The 20,634-nt window shown below is 40.0% G+C and carries 14 protein-coding genes and 1 pseudogene; 9 read left to right on the top strand and 6 right to left on the bottom strand.

The window, feature by feature from the left end; translation table 11 throughout:
* Nucleotides 1-29: 29 nt before the first annotated feature.
* Nucleotides 30-932: a bifunctional methylenetetrahydrofolate dehydrogenase/methenyltetrahydrofolate cyclohydrolase FolD gene (gene folD / locus ZYMOP_RS01820; protein ID WP_013933656.1), complete on the bottom strand. Its 903-nt coding sequence runs from the start codon at nt 930-932 to the stop codon at nt 30-32.
* Nucleotides 933-1,248: 316 nt separating this feature from the next.
* Here folD and ZYMOP_RS01815 point away from each other — a divergent pair, with 316 nt between their 5' ends.
* The 3 genes from ZYMOP_RS01815 to ZYMOP_RS01805 all read left to right on the top strand — a co-directional run bounded on the left by ZYMOP_RS01815 (nt 1,249) and on the right by ZYMOP_RS01805 (nt 4,626).
* A complete protein-coding gene (locus tag ZYMOP_RS01815; protein ID WP_013933655.1) occupies nt 1,249-3,492 on the top strand; it encodes a heavy metal translocating P-type ATPase in 2,244 nt (747 codons plus the stop codon).
* A 19-nt stretch (nt 3,493-3,511) separates the two neighbouring features.
* The gene (locus ZYMOP_RS01810) at nt 3,512-3,721 is read left to right on the top strand and encodes a heavy-metal-associated domain-containing protein (RefSeq protein WP_013933654.1); all 210 of its coding nucleotides are present in this window, start codon (nt 3,512-3,514) and stop codon (nt 3,719-3,721) included.
* A 488-nt stretch (nt 3,722-4,209) separates the two neighbouring features.
* On the top strand, nt 4,210-4,626 hold the full coding sequence (locus ZYMOP_RS01805; protein WP_013933653.1) for an MliC family protein: 417 nt from the start codon (nt 4,210-4,212) through the stop codon (nt 4,624-4,626).
* Between the two features lie 29 nt (nt 4,627-4,655).
* On the opposite strand, the gene ZYMOP_RS01800 is transcribed toward ZYMOP_RS01805, so the two are convergent.
* The 3 genes from ZYMOP_RS01800 to ZYMOP_RS01790 all read right to left on the bottom strand — a co-directional run bounded on the left by ZYMOP_RS01800 (nt 4,656) and on the right by ZYMOP_RS01790 (nt 10,997).
* Nucleotides 4,656-7,706: a ligand-binding sensor domain-containing diguanylate cyclase gene (locus ZYMOP_RS01800; RefSeq protein ID WP_158498488.1), complete on the bottom strand. Its 3,051-nt coding sequence runs from the start codon at nt 7,704-7,706 to the stop codon at nt 4,656-4,658.
* Nucleotides 7,707-7,884: 178 nt separating this feature from the next.
* Nucleotides 7,885-9,330, bottom strand: coding sequence for a catalase (locus ZYMOP_RS01795; protein ID WP_013933651.1), 1,446 nt, complete (start codon nt 9,328-9,330; stop codon nt 7,885-7,887).
* A 260-nt stretch (nt 9,331-9,590) separates the two neighbouring features.
* Complete coding sequence (locus ZYMOP_RS01790) at nt 9,591-10,997, bottom strand: NAD(P)H-dependent flavin oxidoreductase (protein WP_013933650.1); 1,407 nt, start codon at nt 10,995-10,997, stop codon at nt 9,591-9,593.
* A gap of 536 nt (nt 10,998-11,533) precedes the next feature.
* Between ZYMOP_RS01790 and ZYMOP_RS01785 the strand changes: the two genes are divergently transcribed.
* Nucleotides 11,534-12,646, top strand: coding sequence for a hypothetical protein (locus tag ZYMOP_RS01785; RefSeq protein ID WP_013933649.1), 1,113 nt, complete (start codon nt 11,534-11,536; stop codon nt 12,644-12,646).
* A gap of 64 nt (nt 12,647-12,710) precedes the next feature.
* Complete coding sequence (locus tag ZYMOP_RS01780; protein WP_013933648.1) at nt 12,711-13,151, top strand: ASCH domain-containing protein; 441 nt, start codon at nt 12,711-12,713, stop codon at nt 13,149-13,151.
* Nucleotides 13,152-13,207: 56 nt separating this feature from the next.
* Here the strand turns inward: ZYMOP_RS01780 and argJ are convergent, their stop codons facing one another.
* Nucleotides 13,208-14,437: a bifunctional glutamate N-acetyltransferase/amino-acid acetyltransferase ArgJ gene (gene argJ, locus ZYMOP_RS01775; protein ID WP_013933647.1), complete on the bottom strand. Its 1,230-nt coding sequence runs from the start codon at nt 14,435-14,437 to the stop codon at nt 13,208-13,210.
* Between the two features lie 355 nt (nt 14,438-14,792).
* Here argJ and secA point away from each other — a divergent pair, with 355 nt between their 5' ends.
* The 4 genes and pseudogenes from secA to ZYMOP_RS09655 form a co-directional block, all read left to right on the top strand.
* The gene (gene secA, locus ZYMOP_RS01770) at nt 14,793-17,567 is read left to right on the top strand and encodes a preprotein translocase subunit SecA (RefSeq protein ID WP_013933646.1); all 2,775 of its coding nucleotides are present in this window, start codon (nt 14,793-14,795) and stop codon (nt 17,565-17,567) included.
* Between the two features lie 222 nt (nt 17,568-17,789).
* The gene (locus tag ZYMOP_RS01765) at nt 17,790-18,356 is read left to right on the top strand and encodes a cold shock domain-containing protein (protein ID WP_013933645.1); all 567 of its coding nucleotides are present in this window, start codon (nt 17,790-17,792) and stop codon (nt 18,354-18,356) included.
* 195 nt (nt 18,357-18,551) lie between these two features.
* Entirely contained in the window at nt 18,552-19,064 is a 513-nt protein-coding gene (mlaD, locus tag ZYMOP_RS01760; protein ID WP_013933644.1) for an outer membrane lipid asymmetry maintenance protein MlaD, read from the top strand.
* A pseudogene (locus ZYMOP_RS09655) lies at nt 19,061-19,528 on the top strand (DUF2155 domain-containing protein); the annotation flags it as partial. The gene mlaD and the pseudogene ZYMOP_RS09655, both read left to right, overlap by 4 nt.
* A 35-nt stretch (nt 19,529-19,563) precedes the next feature.
* Here the strand turns inward: ZYMOP_RS09655 and aat are convergent.
* Nucleotides 19,564-20,370, bottom strand: a complete 807-nt coding sequence (gene aat / locus ZYMOP_RS01755; protein ID WP_013933642.1) for a leucyl/phenylalanyl-tRNA--protein transferase — start codon at nt 20,368-20,370, stop codon at nt 19,564-19,566.
* Nucleotides 20,371-20,634: the final 264 nt, after the last annotated feature.

Genomic DNA, 20,634 nt, shown 5'->3' with positions numbered 1-20,634 from the left:
AGTTATCTATAAATTGAATACTATCCCCCTCATGAAGGGGCCGTTGAATCGGATAAAGCCCGCGCGGCCTGAATAGTATTATTGAGAAGGCAAGCGATTGTCATGGGGCCAACCCCACCCGGTACAGGGGTAATGGCCGAAGCGACTTTAGCCGCTTCTTCAAAATCGACATCTCCGACGATTTTTGTCTTTCCGGCGGCCTTTGCCTCAGGATCTTGGGCAGGAATACGATTAATACCTACATCAATGATAACCGCCCCAGGTTTAATCCATGTTCCCTTGACAAAATGAGGAATACCAACAGCGGCAACAACAATATCGGCTTGTCGGCATAAAGCCTCTAGATTGCTCGTATATCGATGCGCAATCGTGACGGTGCAATCAGCCGCAAGTAAAAGTTGAGCCATCGGGCGACCTACAATGGTCGAACGACCAATAACTAGGGCACTCTTTCCTTGAAGATTTCCCAAAGTATCCTTCAACAACATCATGCAACCGGCTGGCGTACAAGGTACCAAGGCCGGTTTGCCAATAGCCAGTAATCCTGCATTTATAATATGAAAACCATCGACATCTTTAGCCGGATCAATAGCGGCTAAAATTGTTGGAGTATCAATATGTTTTGGAAGAGGTAACTGAACCAGTATGCCATGAATGACAGGATCACGATTAAGGGTATCAATTAAGTCCAACAAAGCTTGCTGGCTAATATCGGCTTTCACATGATGACTAACGGAATGCATGCCGACCGCTTTAGTCATTTCTTCTTTTTTACGGACATAAATTTGACTAGCCGGATTTTCGCCCACTAAAACTACAGCAAGACCTGGAACTATTCCCTGTTCTTTTTTCAGAGATTTGACATCTTCGGCAATTTTATTACGTAAATTTGATGAAAAAGTTTTACCATCAATAATTATTGCCTCAGTCATGAACAATCCTTATAAAGAATCCATTAAAGAATCAGCCTTCTTTTTTAGGCTGGATTGTGCCCTATATAGGGGGATGGTTCTATTTTGAAAGAAAACAAGTCTTAAAAATCTTTATCAAATAGAAAACAAATTAAAAAATAGTCCCAATAGGTAGGGTTTCTTTGGACATAAAAGGAATCTTTAAATTTTATAATTTTATTTCTTTTTTTGACTGATAATTTGCTTAAAAAACAAATTTTCAGGCCTTATAAAATACGGCTTGTATCATATAAATATCTATCCATACTCTAGCTATAATCAGCTTTAGGGAATGTCTATGATGCAGTCCGTAACTTCAAATACGAAACAACTGCGGTCAGTACAGTTGCTAATAGAAGGCATGGATTGCACGGCTTGCTCAAGTCGTATTGAAAAATTACTCAATAGAATGCCAGGCGTGAAGGCTGCCGTCAATTTTGCAACAGAAAAAGCGCATATTTTAATCGATCCCGATAAAGTAAGCCCATCAGATCTTATCGCAACCATAGAAAAAGCCGGTTACGGCGCTTCGGAAGCCCAAAAGATTGATAACGAAAAACGGGCTGTAATAGAAAAAAAACAGCAAAAATTAGACCTTTATCGCTTCCTTGTCGCCTTTATCTGTAGCTTACCTTTTCTATGGCAAATGATTGTAATGCTATGGCCTACCCATCATGGAAATATGACCGCTATGGAAATGCCGCGTTTCTCGCAGTGGGTATTAGCGACAATTGTAGAATTCGGGGCCGGTGCGCCTTTTTTTGTCGCCGCATGGAAATCGTTGCGAAGCGGCGCGGCGAATATGGATGTCCTGATAACGCTCGGCACAGGTATTGCCTATTTATATAGTACCATTGTCACTTTTTTAGGTCTTAGCGCTCTTCATGTTTATTTTGAAGCAAGTGCTATGATTATTACCCTTATCCTTTTAGGGCGCTTACTAGAAAGCCATGCAAAAAGCCGAGCGGGTTCTGCTATGCGGTCTTTATTGTCCTTACAACCTAAGAAAGGGCATATTGAAGAAGAAGGTAAAATAGTAGATGTTGATATTGACCAGATAAAGACCGGTAATATTGTTCTTATCCGTGCAGGAGAACGCGTGCCGGTTGATGGTATAATAATTTCTGGTGAATCCGATGTCGACGAAGCGATGCTAACGGGTGAAGCCATGCCTGTTAGCAAAAAAGCAGGCGATAAAATTTTTGCAGCGACAATTAATAAAGGTAGTCCGCTTCGAATAGAAGCCATTGCTGTTGGGAATGATACCGCATTAGGGGGTATTATCAGAATGGTAGAAGAGGCGCAGGGGTCAAAAGCGCCAATTCAAAAGTTAGCCGATAAAATCGCCAGCATTTTTGTCCCTATTGTCATGGGTATTGCTGTTTTAACTTTCATTCTAAGCTGGTGGATTACAGGCATTTTTTCTTATGCGCTAGTATCCGCCGTAGCAACATTAGTGATAGCCTGTCCTTGTTCTTTAGGTCTTGCGGTTCCAACAGCTATTATGGTCGGAACGGGGGCCGGTGCCAAATCCGGCATTCTTATTCGGAATGCAGAATCTTTAGAACGTGCCCAGAATATAAATTGTCTTATTGTTGATAAGACAGGCACTGTAACAGAAGGGAAACCCGCGGTTTCTACTGTTTTACTCGCCTCGTCTATAGATCAGACTTATCTATTAAATGTAGCCCTTTCCTTATCCCTTCATTCCTCTCATCCCTTATCCCAAGCGATTACACATTTTTGCCATGGACAATCGGCTGAGGCTTTTCAGGTTTCCCAGATAACAGAAAAAGCAGGCCTTGGACTGACAGCTATCAAACCGGATCATTCTATTTTTAAAATGGGTTCCCTTCGATTCTTACATGAATCTGGCGTTGATGTAGAAAACGATATGCAGCAATCCTCTTTTAATAAGGCGCATATCGAAAATGTAGAAAGGGAAGGGGCGACATTTGTTCATTTTGCAGAAGGTTCACACTATCTGGGCAGTCTAGCGCTTACGGATCCTATTCGTTCATCTTCTAAAGAAGCCGTTAAGGCATTTCATCACCTTGGTATTAAGGTAATCATGATGACAGGAGATAACGCTAATACGGCGGCGGCGATTGCAGAGAAATCTGACATCAAAACGTTTAAGGCTAATCTTTTGCCACAAGGAAAGGCGGATGAAATCCAAACTCTTCGCAAACAGGGCTATTACGTAGCCATGGTAGGAGACGGCATTAATGATGCACCTGCCTTAGCCATAGCCGATGTTAGTTTTGCGATTGGAGCCGGTTCAGATATCGCCATGGAAGCCGCTGATATTGTATTGGTTAAATCTGATTTAAGAGATGTTGTCTCTGCTATTACCTTATCCCGTGCTACAATGAGAAAGATGCGACAAAATTTATTTTTTGCCTTTATCTATAACATACTAGGTATTCCACTCGCGGCATTTGGTTTTCTTAACCCGGTCATAGCGGGTGCAGCGATGGCTATGAGTTCGGTTTCAGTGATTAGTAATTCTTTATTATTAAGCCGTTGGAAACCTTTTTAAATTTTTTAGGAGAAAATTTATGACTCGGTTAATTATACAAGTTGATGGCATGCATTGCGAACATTGTGTCAAGGCTATTGAAAATGGACTGGGTCAGCTTGACGGTATTACTGAGGTAAAGGTTTCTCTCAAAAATAAAGCGGTTACTGTCGATTATAGCGCTGAAAAGATTACAGAAGAGGCTATTCGAAAAGAAATAGAAGATCTAGGATATGAGGTTCAAGGGTAGAAAGATCAAAATGTAAAAATAAAGCCGTAGGATTATAGAACCTAACTCATAGCTTAAAATATTTTTTAAATCTTCCAACCTACCTGCTTTTACAGGTAGGTTGGAAACTCTCTCCTTAATACTTACAACAAGCCTATACGCTTTAATTGAAAAGTAAATTTATATAATTTACTTTTTTGTTTTTGTATTAATTTTTTAATTTTTCCAAATATTTTGAATTTAAATTATAAAATTTAATTGTTTTTTGCGAATGGATTTCTGAAATTTCCTATAAAATTCATAAGAAATTATATCATAGGGTTTAATATTTTTTATTGAAACCGAATCACTATTTTTGCTTGTATAAATTCGATAAGCACGAAGTACGCTTTTAAAATTGGGATATTTGTCGATTCTAAAATAAATCACTAATAATAAAAAATTATATTGTTTTTTATGATAATATAAATAAAAATAATTTGAATTTTAATTTCAAATTAATGGTGTAAATGATGAAATGTAAATATATTATTGCCTTTCTTCTTATAAATTCGCCACTTTTGGCGCAAAAACCCCATTTAAACTCATCAAAATCTATAAATAATTTGAAATTAAATGAGAATATCTATCAATACAATTGTCCGAAGAATAAAAATATACTTATTCATTATGTTACTACTGGCTCAGAACATAGTAATAAACCCGTCTTTGTCGTACTAGATCTTAATCATAAAAGTTATGGTTTGTCGGAATCCGTTTCAGCAAGTGGCTCGCGTTATATTGGGCATTATGGAACAGACTTATCGCATGGCCTGATTTGGTGGGAAAAAGGTGATAATGGTACACTTTATTCCTTTCAGGGGGATAATGTCGACAAAAGTCAAATTCTGCTAAAGGATTGTCACATTAACTTAGCAAAGCAATAGAATTGAAATTTCTTTAGAGAAAAACGATGCTAGGAGGAGACCCGATTTCTGCCTTGTTCTTTCGCGGAATAAAGACGTTTATCAGCCCTTTCTAATAAGGAATCGGGTGTATCATCAACCTTTATCATGGCGAGGCCGATACTGACTGTTACAGGAATCTTTTTATCCTGATAGATCACGGGCTTATCAGAGATAATTTTCCCAATACGGGTCGCTACAACTTCTGCTGTTTTTATCTCGGTATTAGGCAGTATGACGACAAATTCTTCCCCACCATAGCGGGCTGCGACATCTCGATCGCGAATATTATCACTAATTTTAGAAGCAATATACTGAATAACTATATCACCCGCCAGATGGCCATCTCGATCATTAATAACTTTAAAGTGATCAATGTCTAAGATGAAAACAGAAAATTTTTTATGATCCTGTGCAAAATTAGCGCAGAACTCATTGAATATCGAAGTGAAAGCTCTTCGATTAAGTAATCCCGTTAATTCATCTGTATTTGCCAATGCCTTTAATCTTTTATTTGTTATTTGTAGTTCGAATGTCCTTTTTTCAATAATTTTACGAAGTGTTTTCGTCTGACTAGTAATAATAAAGTATATGCCGCAGATCGATAGGATTACAAAAATAATTCTGATAGGCCAAAGCTCATACCAACTATGTGCCACAATAAAAGGATATTTTGCTTCAAAAACGGGCTTGTTAAGGCCTGGGACAACAGCCTTAATTTCAAAAACAAAATTACCTCCCGGTAAGTGAGAATATATAACGAAAGGGGGTGTGTCAGGGGGCAAATCTAACCATTGGGTATCCTGACCGACAAGTCGATAGCTATAATGTATTTGATGCGAAGAAGCATAATCGAGAAGCGCAAAGCGTAATCTTAAACTACGGATATGAGAAGGAAGATACGTAGCTTGCCCACTTTCTGGTAATTTTCCGTAAACGATTTTTTTCTCGTTAATTTCTATATCCGTTAAAGCTAAATCTGTCGGGAAGGCGGGGATGTCATCGGGGTTAAAGGTCTTATCAATAACTGTCAGACCATTAGAGCCTCCAAACAGCATTTCACCCTCTGGGCCTACTGCAATACTATGGGGATAATAGGTGACTTTTTCAGAATTATCGCGTTGACTTAATAGATGAATTTTTTTTGAGCTTTTATCAAAAACAGCAATTTTTTCATTACCCGCCATCCAAAGGCGATTCCTAGTATCGTTTTCTAAACTCTGAATAGTTTCGTATATCAGGCTGCTTTTATCTAAAGATATTGCTAAAAAAGGCAAAAAAGCCTTTATTCTTTCTTCAGAGTTATAAATCAAGCCACCTCGTATCCCTGCCCAGATAATTTTATGGTCAATCGCAAGGGAAGCAATATAATCATTAGGTAAGGTGTTTTCATTTCTTTCATCATGAAAAATATTATCAAAATGATGACTATCAGGATAATAAAAGCTAAAGCCTTTAGCGGTAGCTATCGCTAAAACACCTTTATTATTAAAGGCTAAGTCTAAAATCCTATTATTCGAGAGACTATCTTTATTGTCATTGTCATGGGTAAAATGATTTAATTCTTTTGAAATAACATTATAGACAAATAGTCCTTCTGATGTCCCTATATAAATTTCATCATTTTTTTGTATAAGAATATTGATAACTAAATTTTTTGGTAAATCTTCTATAAAATAAGGGGTTATATTTAACTTATCAGGATCAATGACATTTAATCCCTTAGAACCGACTAATATAGACCCGTCATTCATTTCTATCAGGCTGTGAATACTTTCACCTGATGGTGGACCCTTTAATTTTAGATGTCTAACAAGATCATGTTTTTTATCCAACCAATCAATTTGACCATTGCTTAATCCCAGCCATATCTGACCTTTTTTGGTTACGAGAATTGAATAAACATTTCGAGAGGCCAACGCTTTTAAGTTATCGTTATTTCGGTCATCGAAATTAAAAACGTGATCTTCTGCCGCATTATAAAAGGCGACATTCCCGTCCGTTGCTATCCAAATATTACCAGATTTTTCGCGATAGAAAGAACAGATAGAATCGCTATTCGCTATTTCAGGATTTTCAGTATCTCGATGAATAGAACGGACTTTTTCTGTGGCCTCATTAAAGGCAACAATTCCAGAACCTTCCGTTCCTATCCAAAGTTCATTTTTATTGGTTTCTATAAAATCTCTTATGGAATGATAGCGAATGAAAGAGCTATCTGCGCTTAATTCAGGCCGTTGTTGCAACGTCCCATTGGCGGCTTGATAAAAAACACCTTGCGTTTCTGTCCCTATCCACAGGCGACCTCTATGATCGCGATAAAGGGCACTAATACCTAATTTAGCAATTTTTCTAGAGGATATATTAGAAAAATGAACAGGATGAAATTGCTGTTCACTCGCTAGACGCCGCAATATAGCGGTATTAGTCGCAATAAAAACTGTACCATCGTCATCCTGCCATATACTCTTAGTTTGGCTGGTACAGGTGCCATGCGCTTGGCAGAAGACAAATATTTGATGCGTTGATTTAAGATCGCTGTCAATATGGGAAAGGCCAATGTCCGAACCAACCCAGTAACCGCCGTTTTTATCCGCTATAATCCGGTAAATACGATTCCCTAAATTATGATACCCATCAGTAGGATAAGAATAGAATTTATTATCCTTGGGATCAAAACGAATAACACCTGCGACATCTGTGCCGAGTAACAAACCCCCATCATATGTAGGAGCCAGCGTATGGATAACATTATCAGGTAAACTAAATTTTTCAGTAGGAGAATATCTGAAAACATCTGCATGTTGCCCATCATAACGGACGAGGCCACTGCCTTTTGTTGCGATCCAGATTAAACCTCGCTTATCTTTCGTTATAGCGGCAATATTATTATAAAGACTATGATTTTCACTAGAGACATCAACTGTCTGAATATAGGTCGGTCGCCAGCTACTCCATGAATTCTCAGCCTTAAGCGGCACATCTTCCAAAAAAAATAGAAGAGCGCTTATACAAAGAAGGACAAGAACGTCCTTTCGCATAAAGACTATAGTATCAAACACGTAAAATCTTTTTATATGAAGTGATAATATAAAAATGTTTCTTTAGTAAAAATTAATTTAAAAATACATTATATTTTCTCTTTCTGATAAGATAAAAATATTAATAACTGTTATAAATAAAAATAGGCACACGCTTTATAAGGGTGTGCCTATTTGTATAAAATCAATAAGTAAGGTTCTAGGGTAATTTTTTTCTCAAACGATCTCCTAAATCCGCATCACAACGCGCAAACAGTTCAATTTGTCTGTCACGGATAATTTTGGGAACCGTGGGCGCGCCTATAGAAGCCGCTAGATTAGAAACAAGACGGTCTTTTTCGTCTTCCTTCATTATCCGGTAAAGCTTACCAGGCTGTTCAAAATTTTCATTACCCGGGTCTTCATAACGATCATAATGAGCACCTGGGCCGTCTATGTCTATAATAGGCTCTTTATAAGCAGGGTTTTCGATAGGCGCTGCCGGATCAGAATTAGGCTCATAATTGGCCGATTTACCACCGTTACCGTTGACCCGCATAAAACCATCACGGTAATAGCTATTAACCTGACATCTAGGTTGATTAACCGGTATCTGATTAAAATTAATGCCCAAACGATAACGCTGCGTATCAGCATAGGCAAATAAACGACCTTGCAGCATTTTATCTGGACTAAAATATAAACCCGGTACGGTGTTTCCTGGAGAAAAAGCCGCTTGCTCTACATCCTGAAAATAATTTTCCGAGTTACGATTAAGCTCTAATACCCCGACTTCCATTAATGGGAATTCTTTATGGTACCATACTTTAGTAACATCAAAAGGATTAAGCCGCTGCACTTTAGCTTGTTCAGGCGTCATGACCTGAATGTAAACCGTCCATTTCGGGAAATCGCCCTTCTCAATCGCTTCAAAAAGATCCTGCTGCGAATGATCTGGATTACTACCAGCCAAAGCTTCCGCTTCTTCTGCTGTTAAATTTTTGATGCCTTGTTGGGTAAGGAAATGCCATTTGACATAATGGATTTCACCAGCGGCATTAATCATTGAATAAGCATGGCTAGAAAAACCATGCATGAAACGATGACTAAAGGGCGTACCCCGATCAGAAAAAAGGATCATTACCTGATGTAAACTCTCAGGACTTTGGGAGAAAAAATCCCACATCATCTTGGGATCTTTTAAATTAGTCTGTGGATCACGCTTTTGCGTATGGATAAAATCAGGAAATTTTATAGCATCCCGAATGAAAAAGACCGGCGTATTGTTGCCTACTAAATCCCAGTTACCATCCTCTGTATAAAATTTTAAAGCAAAACCCCGTGGGTCACGGGCGCTATCGGCAGAACCTTTTTCACCCCCGACAGTAGAAAAACGGCCAAACATAGGCGTTTTTTTGCCAACTTCTGAAAAAAGTTTTGCTTTTGTATAGCGGGTAATATCTTTGGTGACTGTTAATTCACCAAATGCCCCAGAACCTTTGGCATGAACCACCCGTTCTGGAATACGTTCCCGATTAAAATGTGCCAATTTTTCAACAAGATAAACATCTTGTAATAAGGTTGGCCCCCGTTGCCCTGCAGTTATACTATTTTGGTTATCCCCAACTATACGGCCAGATTCAGTATGAATATCTGGTTTAGTCATAATACCGCCTCTTACTCACTACGAGTTTAAAATATTTATTGATGGTTTACCTTTTAATTAAACGCATAGTGAGGCGAGTTGTATCCATAACGACAGAATTTATACAAATAATGTATGGGGTTGAATTAATAGACCTCATTAAAAATCATACTATCAAATAGAATTACACCATCAAAAATAGTAATTCAGATTGAAAACGGACAATGAATTTTTTGTTAAAAAATATAAAAACAAAAAACCATTATCCGATTTTTATAATTTTATTTTCCGGTAAGAATTCTATCAATTAACTCTTTAACAGAGGGTACAAAGTTATTTGAATAAAAAGGGTCTTTTTTAAACCGATAAGCCGAGTGTCCTGCGAACATCAGGTTATTTTCTACATTATCACTATGGGCAATATCTTGTAGTGTTTTTTGAATGCAAAAACTGCGTGGATCAGGAATGCGGCCAGTCATACCTTTCCCAGTTTCTGACCACGAAGAAAAATTACACTGACTTAAACAGCCCATACAAGCTGCCTGATCTTTACGGATCGCCTGCATTTCTTCTGGGGTAACAAAAACAAGCGTATTATCAGGGGTTTTAAGCGTACAGATAAAACCCTGTTTTACCCACTCATGGGCTCTTATCAAGTCACCTTCTGTAACCCATAAATTATTGCGACCGTTTACGCCAACATCCAGTAAAGATTGGTGATCGCCCGCCGCTTCACCGGAAAAAGCAATCTGGCGTTCCGAGCGGCTTTCAAGTGCCTTTAAAAAAGGATTACGCACCGCAGAAGAGTAAAATCCGGTTGGAGAAAAACGATGTAACAGCACATCGCCTTCCTCTAATTCCATAAGGCGGTCTTTCCATGCCTGAGGGATAGGACTTTCCTTAGTCAGCAGAGGCCGTGTTCCAAACTGAAAGGCGATAGACCCTAATTCTGGATTATCAATCCAATCATTCCACTCTTCAAGATGCCATACCCCGCCAGCCATAACGATAGGAACGCTATCCGAAATTCCACAAACCCGCATAGTATCACGAAGCGCTTTCACCCGCGCATAGGGTGCCTGTGGTTGTTTAGGATCCTCGGCATTGGACAGACCATTATGACCACCAGCTAACCATGGATCTTCATAAACAACCGCTGCTAAAAATTCGGGAGCTTTAGAATATGCCCGTTTCCATAAAGCATTAAAAGCACGAGCAGAAGAGACAATCGGTAAATAAGATACCTGATACTGAGCCGCAATTTCGGATAGCTTATAAGGCATACCTGCACCACAGGTTATGCCGGTTACCAAGCCTTTGGTGCGTTCTAAAACTTCTCTCAGAATAGTTTGAGAGCCGCCCATTTCCCATAGAATATTAATATTGATTGCGCCGCGACCAGATGCAATATCATACGCACGTTCAATCTGATCAACGGCACCGGAAATAGCGTAATTAATCAATTCTTTATGACGCTCTGGTCTTGTACGGGCGTGATAAATCTGGGGAATAATTTGTCCCTGCTCGTCATAACTGTCTGCATTGACAGCCGAAATCGTACCAATACCACCAGCCGCCGCCCATGCTCCGGCGCTCATATGATCGGAAGCAGCAATACCCTTTGCGCCTTCAATAAGAGGCCATACTTCACGCCCGCCATACTGGATTGGGTGCAAGCCTTTGAACAAATTAATCCTCCCTTACTAAATTCAAATTTTTAAAATGTTGTCAGGTCGCTTTATCAATAATGGACATAGAAGTTTAGTTTCAAATCATTCACGAAGGTAACAAAGGTTAAAATCATTCCTTTTCCCTAGTTAGGGAACCAAGTGAATCCCTTAGAAGGGCAAAATATTTTGGATAAGACATCCTGTTGAAATGAAAAAATAATTTCAAAAAAAATTTTATTAAAAAAATTTTAAAAAAATAAAATTTATCAAATTGAAATACATAAAAAGTAAAATTTTATTATGATAATATATAAATATTATTTATTATATTAAATTTTTTACCATAAAAAAGCATATTTTAGTCGAAAAAAGTTTTAAAATCCAAAAATAAAATATATTTTATAATAGTTTATCCATTAAAGTTCTATTCTCTTTTTAGAAGATTGGTATTTTTTTCCTTAAAACAAGTTTTTCAAGGGAATATCCTACAATAAATAGATAATATATTTGGGTAGGCTTTATGCTTAATCTGTACGTTTGAAAGGATAGCTGATTTGCGATTTCATCCTTGGATTAAAGGCTGTTTTGCTTCTTTTTTACCGCTATTTTTTAGCCCCCTAATAGCCCAAACAAATAGTACAGATCCGACGTCTTTAACGGCTTCTCCCATAGGACAGACCCATCGTGCCATTGATTATGTCGGAGGATGGGCCGTCACCAGCGGTGGCAAAACGATTCTGGAATTAGAGTTAGAACCAACCCATGATTCCGCCTATCCTTTCGACGGTGCCTTAACCCACCCACATTTTACTATTACAGCAAAAGCTTTCACAGGGGTTCATGGTCCTTTAGTTAGAGAACAAATAATAAGCAGTCGATTATTTGACGATCATCTGTTTTTTTCGACGCGTGACGGGCAGGGGATGCGGCACGATATTGAAATGTGGCTTGATGATAATAACAGTGCGTCTTTGAATATTCTGGATTTAGCGGGGATACGCTGGCCTATTATTCGAACTAATACCAGAGCGCCTTTCACTTTAAATTGGGAAATCAATCGCGTTTATACAATTGATCGTCCCGAAATACCTCCTAACATTGAAGTCTCTAAAATTTTTCAGGAAGAAAAATCGTCAAAAAACGGGGATTCAGATATAGCAGGCGCCTCAAGACGACAAAGAATTCGCGATTTGCTTAATGGACGCCATCTGCATACAGCACAGGATTATAATCAGGCAGGTTTCGTTCTTAGCCAAAGCACCAAAGCCGATGATGCTTTATTAGCGCATAGTTTAGCCTTGGCCGCCTTAGCCAATGGTGACGAAACGGCGATAACTACAGCTATAAATAGCCTCGATCGCTATTTGATCGCTACTGGTCATGCCCAAATTTATGGAACAATTCACCAAGGCTCAGCAAAAAATAGCCCTATTCAGCAACCTTATGACGCAACCGTTATTCCAGAAGATTTACGTCATGAATTGGGGGCTTTTGAACCTTTATCCAGCATTGCGTCTTCTTCTCAAATTATAGAAAAACCTTCTTCCGACATTTCCAATCCCGCTTCTAATAAAATGCTTGCTGCTCCGGTAAAGGGCGGAGGACGCCGTAAGATAGCCATGGGACAAAAAAATACCGAAAAAATGCCGGTTATGGCTCCGAAATAATGAATTCCGATAGAGCAATAATCAGATACAATCTTCAATAAACTATGCGGTAGGTTTTTAATATATGACGGATAAAATCGACCGTTCCGAAGCGGTTATTTCGCTTTGGCCCGAATTCGCAGAGGCCATCGTAACAGGCAAAAAAACCGTGGAATTCCGTCGTCGGATAGCTTTACCCGTAGAAACAGGCCGACTTTGGATTTATAGCACAAAGCCGGTTCAGGCTATTCTTGGATATGCTCGGATCAGACAAATCGTCACGGGTACACCGCATGATCTCTGGTCGCATTATGGAGAGCAAGCCTTTCTGACAGAAAAGCAGTATAAAGCTTATTTTGAAAACAGTGACAAAGCGACTGCTTTCCTACTGTATGACAATCAGACGATATCGCCTATAAGTTTGACCGAATTACGGAATATCCGACCTCGTTTTTATCCACCGCAAAGCCTGACCTGGCTTAGCCCAGAAGAAACCAGCCGATTAGAGGCTATGGGGGATCATTGATTTAAAAAATGGACGAAACCTGATAGGTTTCGTCCCTTATCTAACCTTAAGATACCTTAACTACGGTAATCAGCATTGATAGAAATATACCCATGGGTAAGATCGCAAGTCCAAACTTGTGCTCTTCCATCACCCAAGCCAAGGTCTACGCTGACATCTATTTCTTTGCCTTTTAAATGGGCAGCTACGGGCGCTTCATCATAGTCAGGCACCACCATACCTTTGGCTGCGACCTCAATGCCCCCAAAGCGGATAGAAAGCAGATCCCGTTCAGCGGGTTGCCCCGCCTTTCCAACCGCCATGACAACACGCCCCCAATTGGCATCTTCTCCAGCGATAGCGGTTTTAACTAAAGGCGAATTGGCAATAGACAAGGCCACGATATGGGCACTCTCATCGGATACCGCACCCGTAACAGTAATAGAGATAAATTTGCTGGCGCCTTCGCCATCTCTGACAACCTTTTGGGCAAGATCCAGACAGACTTCAGTTATGGCCTGCTGTAAATTTTCCGCGTCTTTATCTTTGGGATCACGTAATAAGACATTACCCGCTTTGCCGGTAGCAAAGGCCAGAACCGTATCAGAGGTAGAGGTATCACTATCTACTGTAATGCAAGAGAAGCTCTTTTTATTAGCATGATTGAGCATTGTCTGGAGTAAATCGGAAGAAACCGCGGCATCCGTAAAAATATAGCCGAGCATGGTTGCCATATCGGGTGCGATCATCCCTGAACCTTTAATGATTCCGACAACTTTAACGGTTTTTCCTTGGACGGTGATTTCTTTTACCGACATTTTAGGAAAAGTATCGGTTGTCATAATCGCATTGGCGACATATTCCCAATCAACAGAAGGTGCATTAAACGCTTTTTCCAGACCCTTACAGGCAGTTTCTATCGGTAAGGGGACGCCGATAACACCGGTTGAGGAAACAAAAACTTCGTGGAGTGCACAATTAAGATGCTCTGCTACATGCGCTGTAATAGCCGCAACAGCTTCACGACCGCGATGCCCCGTAAAGGCATTGGAATTGCCCGCATTAACAACTAATGCTCTTGCTTGTCCTTTTTTCAAAGCAGCACGACACCATTCCACTTCTGGAGAAGGACAAGCTGACTTGGTAGTTAAGCCAGCGACCGTCGTACCTGGCGCAAAGGTAAAAAAGCTAAGATCATTACGTTGCCAATCTTTATAGCCGGCACAAACGGCTCGCAATGTAATCCCGTCTATCGCCGGTAATTCAGGTAAATGCTGGGGCGCAAGCGGGGAAATATTGGCGATCATACTAAAGATCCTTCAATCACAATAAACCGGCCGGTTCGTAATACGGCGTTGATAGCGTTTCCCTACTAAGGATACGAGTATTTATTCTTCAATAGATGATATAAAAAGCTCGAAAAACCAATAAAATAGCGGTAGAGATATAAAAAATGCCCTTAAACCTTCCCGCTTGATAAGATCAATTTTATCAGAAAAACTAGTGGATCAAGGAGAAAAGAGGCAATAACAATCAGGGGGGATGATTGACGTTATTATGGCGGCTGCCTATCTTCTTGTCAGTTTATCAGCTTAAAAAAACAGACTTTTGCAGGTCTGTTCTATTATCCATCGCATGCATTGAAATTGTTAGGGACTGCCCATGTTCGGCGCTATTGCCAAGGCTTTATTCGGCTCTGCTAATGATCGTTATGTTAAATCCCTGCGCCGTATTGTTGAGAAAGTAAATAGTTTCGAGACCAGTATTGCAGCCTTGGATGATGAGGCACTTGCCCGACAAACGCTTCTATTTAAAGAACGGCTTAGCAAGGGAGAGACTCTGGATCAGATTCTTCCGGAGGCTTTTGCAACGGTTCGTGAGGCAGCCAAGCGTACCTTGGGTCAGCGTCACTATGACGTTCAGATCATCGGAGGTATTGTTTTACATCGCGGTGAAATCGCCGAAATGCGTACCGGCGAAGGTAAAACCTTGGTCGCGACCTTGGTCTGCTATCTTAATGCCTTGGAAGGTAAAGGCGTTCACGTCGTAACGGTGAATGACTATCTGGCCAAGCGCGATGCCGAACAGATGGGACAAGTCTATAAATTTCTTGGTCTGACAGTCGGCGTTATTATGCCAAACATTTCAGATGAAGAGCGTCGTCAGGCCTATGCGGCTGATATTACCTATGCGACAAATAATGAGCTGGGCTTTGATTATCTTCGCGATAATATGAAATATTCGCGTTCCCAAATGGTGCAGCGTCCCTTCAACTATGCCATCATTGATGAAGTTGACTCAATTCTTATTGATGAGGCACGAACGCCTTTAATTATTTCTGGCCCAACAGATGATAAATCTGATCTTTATATCGCCGTCGATCAAATCGTAAAAAAATTGACGGCTGAAGATTATGAAATCGATGAAAAACAAAAGAATGTTATTCTTACAGAAGAGGGCACTGAAAAAGCAGAACAGCTGTTAAAAGCGGCGGATATGCTGGAAGAAGGCAATCTTTACGATTTTGAAAATACCCAGATTGTCCACCATCTTAATCAGTCTTTGCGTGCTAATCTGATGTTCCGTCGAGATGTCGATTACCTCATTAGAAATGGTAAAATTATTATCATTGATGAATTTACGGGTCGAATGATGGAAGGCCGTCGTTGGTCAGAAGGCTTGCATCAAGCTATTGAAGCCAAGGAAGGGGTTCAAATAGAGCCTGAAAATCAGACGCTTGCTTCGATCACTTTCCAAAATTATTTCAGACTTTATCCCCGTATCGCGGGTATGACTGGAACCGCTGCTACAGAAGCCGCGGAATTCCATCAGATATATAAAATGAACGTCGTTACCATTCCTACTAATCTATCGATACGACGTGCTGATGAAAATGATCAGTTCTACAAAAATATGGAAGATAAGTTCCGTGCTATAGCGAAAGCGATCAAGAAGCATGCCGCTTCTGGTCAGCCGATCTTAGTGGGCACTGTCTCTATTGAAAAATCCGAATTGCTTTCAGAATATTTACAACATGAAGGCGTTCCCCATAAGGTTCTGAATGCACGTTATCACGAAATGGAAGCCCATATCGTAGCACAGGCAGGGCGTTTTGGTGCGGTAACTATTGCTACCAATATGGCTGGCCGAGGTACGGATATTCAATTGGGCGGCAATGTTGATTTTCGTGTGGCGGATGAATTGCGGGATATGCCAGAAGGCTCGGAACGGGATGCTGCCATTGAACGCATTAAAAAAGAAGTCGCAGAAGAGAAACAAAAGGTTATCAATGCGGGTGGTTTATTCGTTCTAGGCACAGAAAGACATGAAAGCCGCCGCATTGACAATCAGTTACGTGGGCGTTCCGGTCGTCAAGGCGATCCGGGTTTAAGTCGCTTCTATCTAAGCCTTGATGATGATCTTTTACGCATTTTTGGTTCTCAGACGATGTTTGCCAAAATGATGAACAAAAGTCTGGCAGATGGTGAAGCAATTGTTAGCCCGATTATGTCAAAGGCCATCGAGACGGCCCAGCGTAAGGTGGAAGCCCGTAATTATGATATTCGCAAACAGGTCGTTGAATATGACGATGTAATGAATGAGCAGCGTAAAGTTATTTATGAACAACGCGCTACTATCATGGATGCCCCGTCTGTTCATGAACTTGTTGAAGAAATGCAGGAAGAAACCATTGGGGCCTTCGTTGCAGAATGCTGCCCTGAAGGTAGCTATGTTGAACAATGGGATATAGAGCGCTTGAAAGAAAAAGCGGCGGATATTCTGAATTTAACATTACCTGTTGAAGAATGGCAGAATGAAGACGGTATTGATCCCGAAATTGTGGCCGAACGTGTGTTTCAGGCGGCAGAGGATTCCTTACAAGATCGCATCAAAGATATTCCGTCGGAACATTGGGCGGATCTCCAAAAAAATACCCTACTTCAAGCCATAGATCACCATTGGAAAGAACATCTTTCTGTTTTGGATAGTCTGAGACAAATTATCCATCTACGCGCTTATGCCCAACAAACGCCGATCAATGAATATAAGCATGAGGCTTTTGCTCTATTTGAACGTATGTTGTTAGCTATTCGTGAGGATGTAACCCGTAATCTAAACAGAATCGAATTTTTTCAACCTTCATTAGAATTACCGGAATTACCAGAATTTTTAAGAAATTCACCTGACATTATGGCAGCCCTGGCTGCTCAGGATAACGTTTTCTTTGAAAATCAAGCTAAGACCGATGCCGATGGGGATCGAATAACGGTTGATCAGAATACAGCTTTACTTGACGCGGCGGCTCAAAATAAATCCCTATCAGATGCAGATCCTGCCCATTGGGTAGGTAAAATAAGCCGTAATGCACCTTGCCCTTGTGGTTCTGGTAAGCGCTATAAACATTGTCATGGGGCCTTTACCGACGCAAAATCTTAACGCTATCTTGTCTTGATAAAGCTGTCTTTCTGACAGCTTTATTTTTATAGTTTGAAATAACCTAAATAAAAAATTGAGAGAAATTTTGTTGTCTAAAAACAAGTAACAATTAAATTTTATCATAAAAATGTTGTTATTTTTACATAAAATTCATAACGATATTACATTTCTTCTTCATTATTTCTACGAGAAATGATAGTTTTGTCTTTGAGGAGAAGGAGAATGTTAAACTTGCACGCAAACGATCCTTTTAATCCCCCTCCCAAAATAGCAACTTTTTTAGAAACGCTTTCGATTACGGGCTATATTAAATGGTTTGATATTATCAGAGGTTTTGGATTTCTGGTGGCGGACAAGGGGATCGGCGATGTCCTTGTTCATTTTTCCGTTTTACAAGAGCATGGACGACGGGCTTTGCCCGAAGGTACACGCGTAGAATGCTTAGCTACCCAAAATGAACGGGGTTTAAAAGCCTGCAAGATACTTTCTCTTGATTTTTCAACGGCAACTACAGAAAGTAGTCCTGTTTCTGTAGTTCAGAAAATAGAACCAGCCCCTTTAGCCATCATGGATGATATAACCGAATTTGAACCTGTTACGGTTAAATGGTTTAATAGAACTAAGGGCTATGGTTTCTTTACACGAATATCCGATAATTTTGATATTTTTGTTCATATAGAGACTTTTCGGCGTGCTGGTATCCATGAAGTTCAAATGGGTAAAATACTGTATGCTCATATCACACAGGGACCTAAAGGCTTATTGGCGGTTGCCTTGAAAGAAATGTAAAACTGAAACGATCAGATGATTTTTACAAAATATATTTAGCCTATTTATCTTTTACATAAAGCCTTCACGCTTTTTAGGATACAATAAGAGAAGAAAATAAGGGTATAGATATCTGTTCCTATTAAAAAGCTTTCATCATGGAAGGCCTTTTTATAAAAAGAAGCTTATCTTTAAGAAAAGAGATGTAACTGTCCGATGAAGAATATTATGCGTGAATACGGCGCAGAAGCGTTAGTCGGCCTGCTGGTAATCATTGCAACCATAGGTTTTGCTATTCATGCATGGAAAAAGACCGGCGGTGGTGTTGCGGCGAATGCTATCCATATAAAGGCTTTATTCCCTAATGCAGGCGGTATCGATTCAGATTCTGACGTAAAAATTGCAGGGGTAAAAGTAGGCAGTGTTGTAACAGAAAAGCTTGATCCGCAAAGTTATCAGGTAATGATGACTTTAGCCTTAGATCCTACCATACCGGTGCCTTCTGATAGTAGCGCGGCTATCACGTCTGATAGTTTACTAGGTAGTTCTTATATTTCTTTAATGCCGGGTGGATCAGAAAAATTCTTAAAAGAAGGTGATACCATTCTTGACACGCAAGGCTCTGTGAATCTTATGGGGCTGATTGGCCATTATCTGAATAGCAGTGGTGGTACCGCTAAAACACCTTCAAATGATTCTTCTCATCAAACGAATGATAAGGCTTCATGAAACATTGGGTAATAGCTGTTTTTCTGGTTTTAGTAGTGCTTCTGTCTGGTGGTCTATTATGGGATATAAAAAGTAATCGTCCAGAATGGCTAAATTTTTTCGACAGTCATGAAGAAAATTCCTCTTCTGAAGGGACAGACAATGTCCAGCTGGAAGAGGTTGATATGCCTTCCGAGAATAGTGCAGATTATGAAGTTGTCCCTGCACCTGTCGAAAAAGGCTTGCTACCCATGAGTCAACGGACAGCGGTTCTAGGGCTTCTGAATAAGAGAACAGGTCAATCACAGGATTTGACAATGCGTCCGGGAAATGTTGAACATTTACAGGACATCACGATTACCCTTCGTGCTTGTGAAGAGACTATGCCATGGGAAAACGAACATTTGACAGGGGCTTTTGTACAGATTGAAGCCCTTAAATATAATCATCGTTGGCAAAAAATCTTTTCAGGTTGGCTTTATAAAGAAGCCCCTGCCTTGAATGTCGTGGAAAGCCCTGATTACGATGTATGGCCTAAAAGCTGTACGATGCGAGCGCCATTAGGACGCGGTGCTGAAAAAGATTCGGCCTCTAAGGACTCCACTAAAAATTCTGCTGCATCCCGATCAGAATCTCCCTCACCTAAACCGGCCCTCAGTTCATAATTTTTTGGGAGAGAGGCCTTGGTTTTTATTAAAGGGGGCAACTGATCCAAAGCTTGCCATAAGCCAACCGGTTTATTAAAGAAATGGCTAGAAACGGCAGGCTTTAATTGTTTTAAATAGGCATCTCTTTCGATTTCGATGGCACCCATTGAAGCCAAATGGTCAGTAATAAATTGACAATCAAGAAGTAAAAATCCCCCGACCTTTAGTCGAGCCACCAACCAAGCAAGCGCAATTTTAGAGGTATTATTCGCTCTACTGAACATGCTTTCCCCAAAGAAAGCATGACCTAAACGCACCCCATAGAGCCCCCCAACAAGTTTACCTTTATCCCAACATTCAATAGAATGGGCATGACCTAATTGGTGAAGGGTACAATACGCCTCTTTAATGGGGGGATTAATCCAAGTGTCAAGGCGATCTTCTGTCGGCTCTGCACAGTTATCAATAACAGCCTCAAACGCTTTATCGGCCGTGACATAGAAACGATCAGAACGAATAAGCTTCGCCAAAGAACGGGATAGATGAAAGTGATCGAGGGGTAGGATACCCCTTTTTCGAGGTTCGACCCAATAAACCTCATCGGTTTCTCGACTATCCGACATCGGAAAAATACCCGCGGCATAAGCACTGAGTAACATATGAGGATCAATACTATTCATAACCATCTTCTAAAATAGGCGATGTATATAAGTTATTGTAGGCTTTATTAAAATTTTTTGATCCTGATAAAAAACATAATAGTAATACGCCTTCTCAAGTCTTTTAAAACGATCTCTCTATGGACTGATATGGCTTAATATACTGGGTAAAATACATAATCGGATTGTTGTTATAAAAAATATTAATTTTTATATAAAATATTATTATATTTCAAAAAACAGGATGTTCGTTAAATAAAAGGTGCCTTTTGGAAAAAATTAAAA

The sequence above is a fragment of the Zymomonas mobilis subsp. pomaceae ATCC 29192 genome, from assembly GCF_000218875.1.
In the GTDB taxonomy this organism is placed as follows: Bacteria; Pseudomonadota; Alphaproteobacteria; order Sphingomonadales; family Sphingomonadaceae; genus Zymomonas; species Zymomonas pomaceae.
This window is presented reverse-complemented; position numbering and strand designations above follow the sequence as displayed.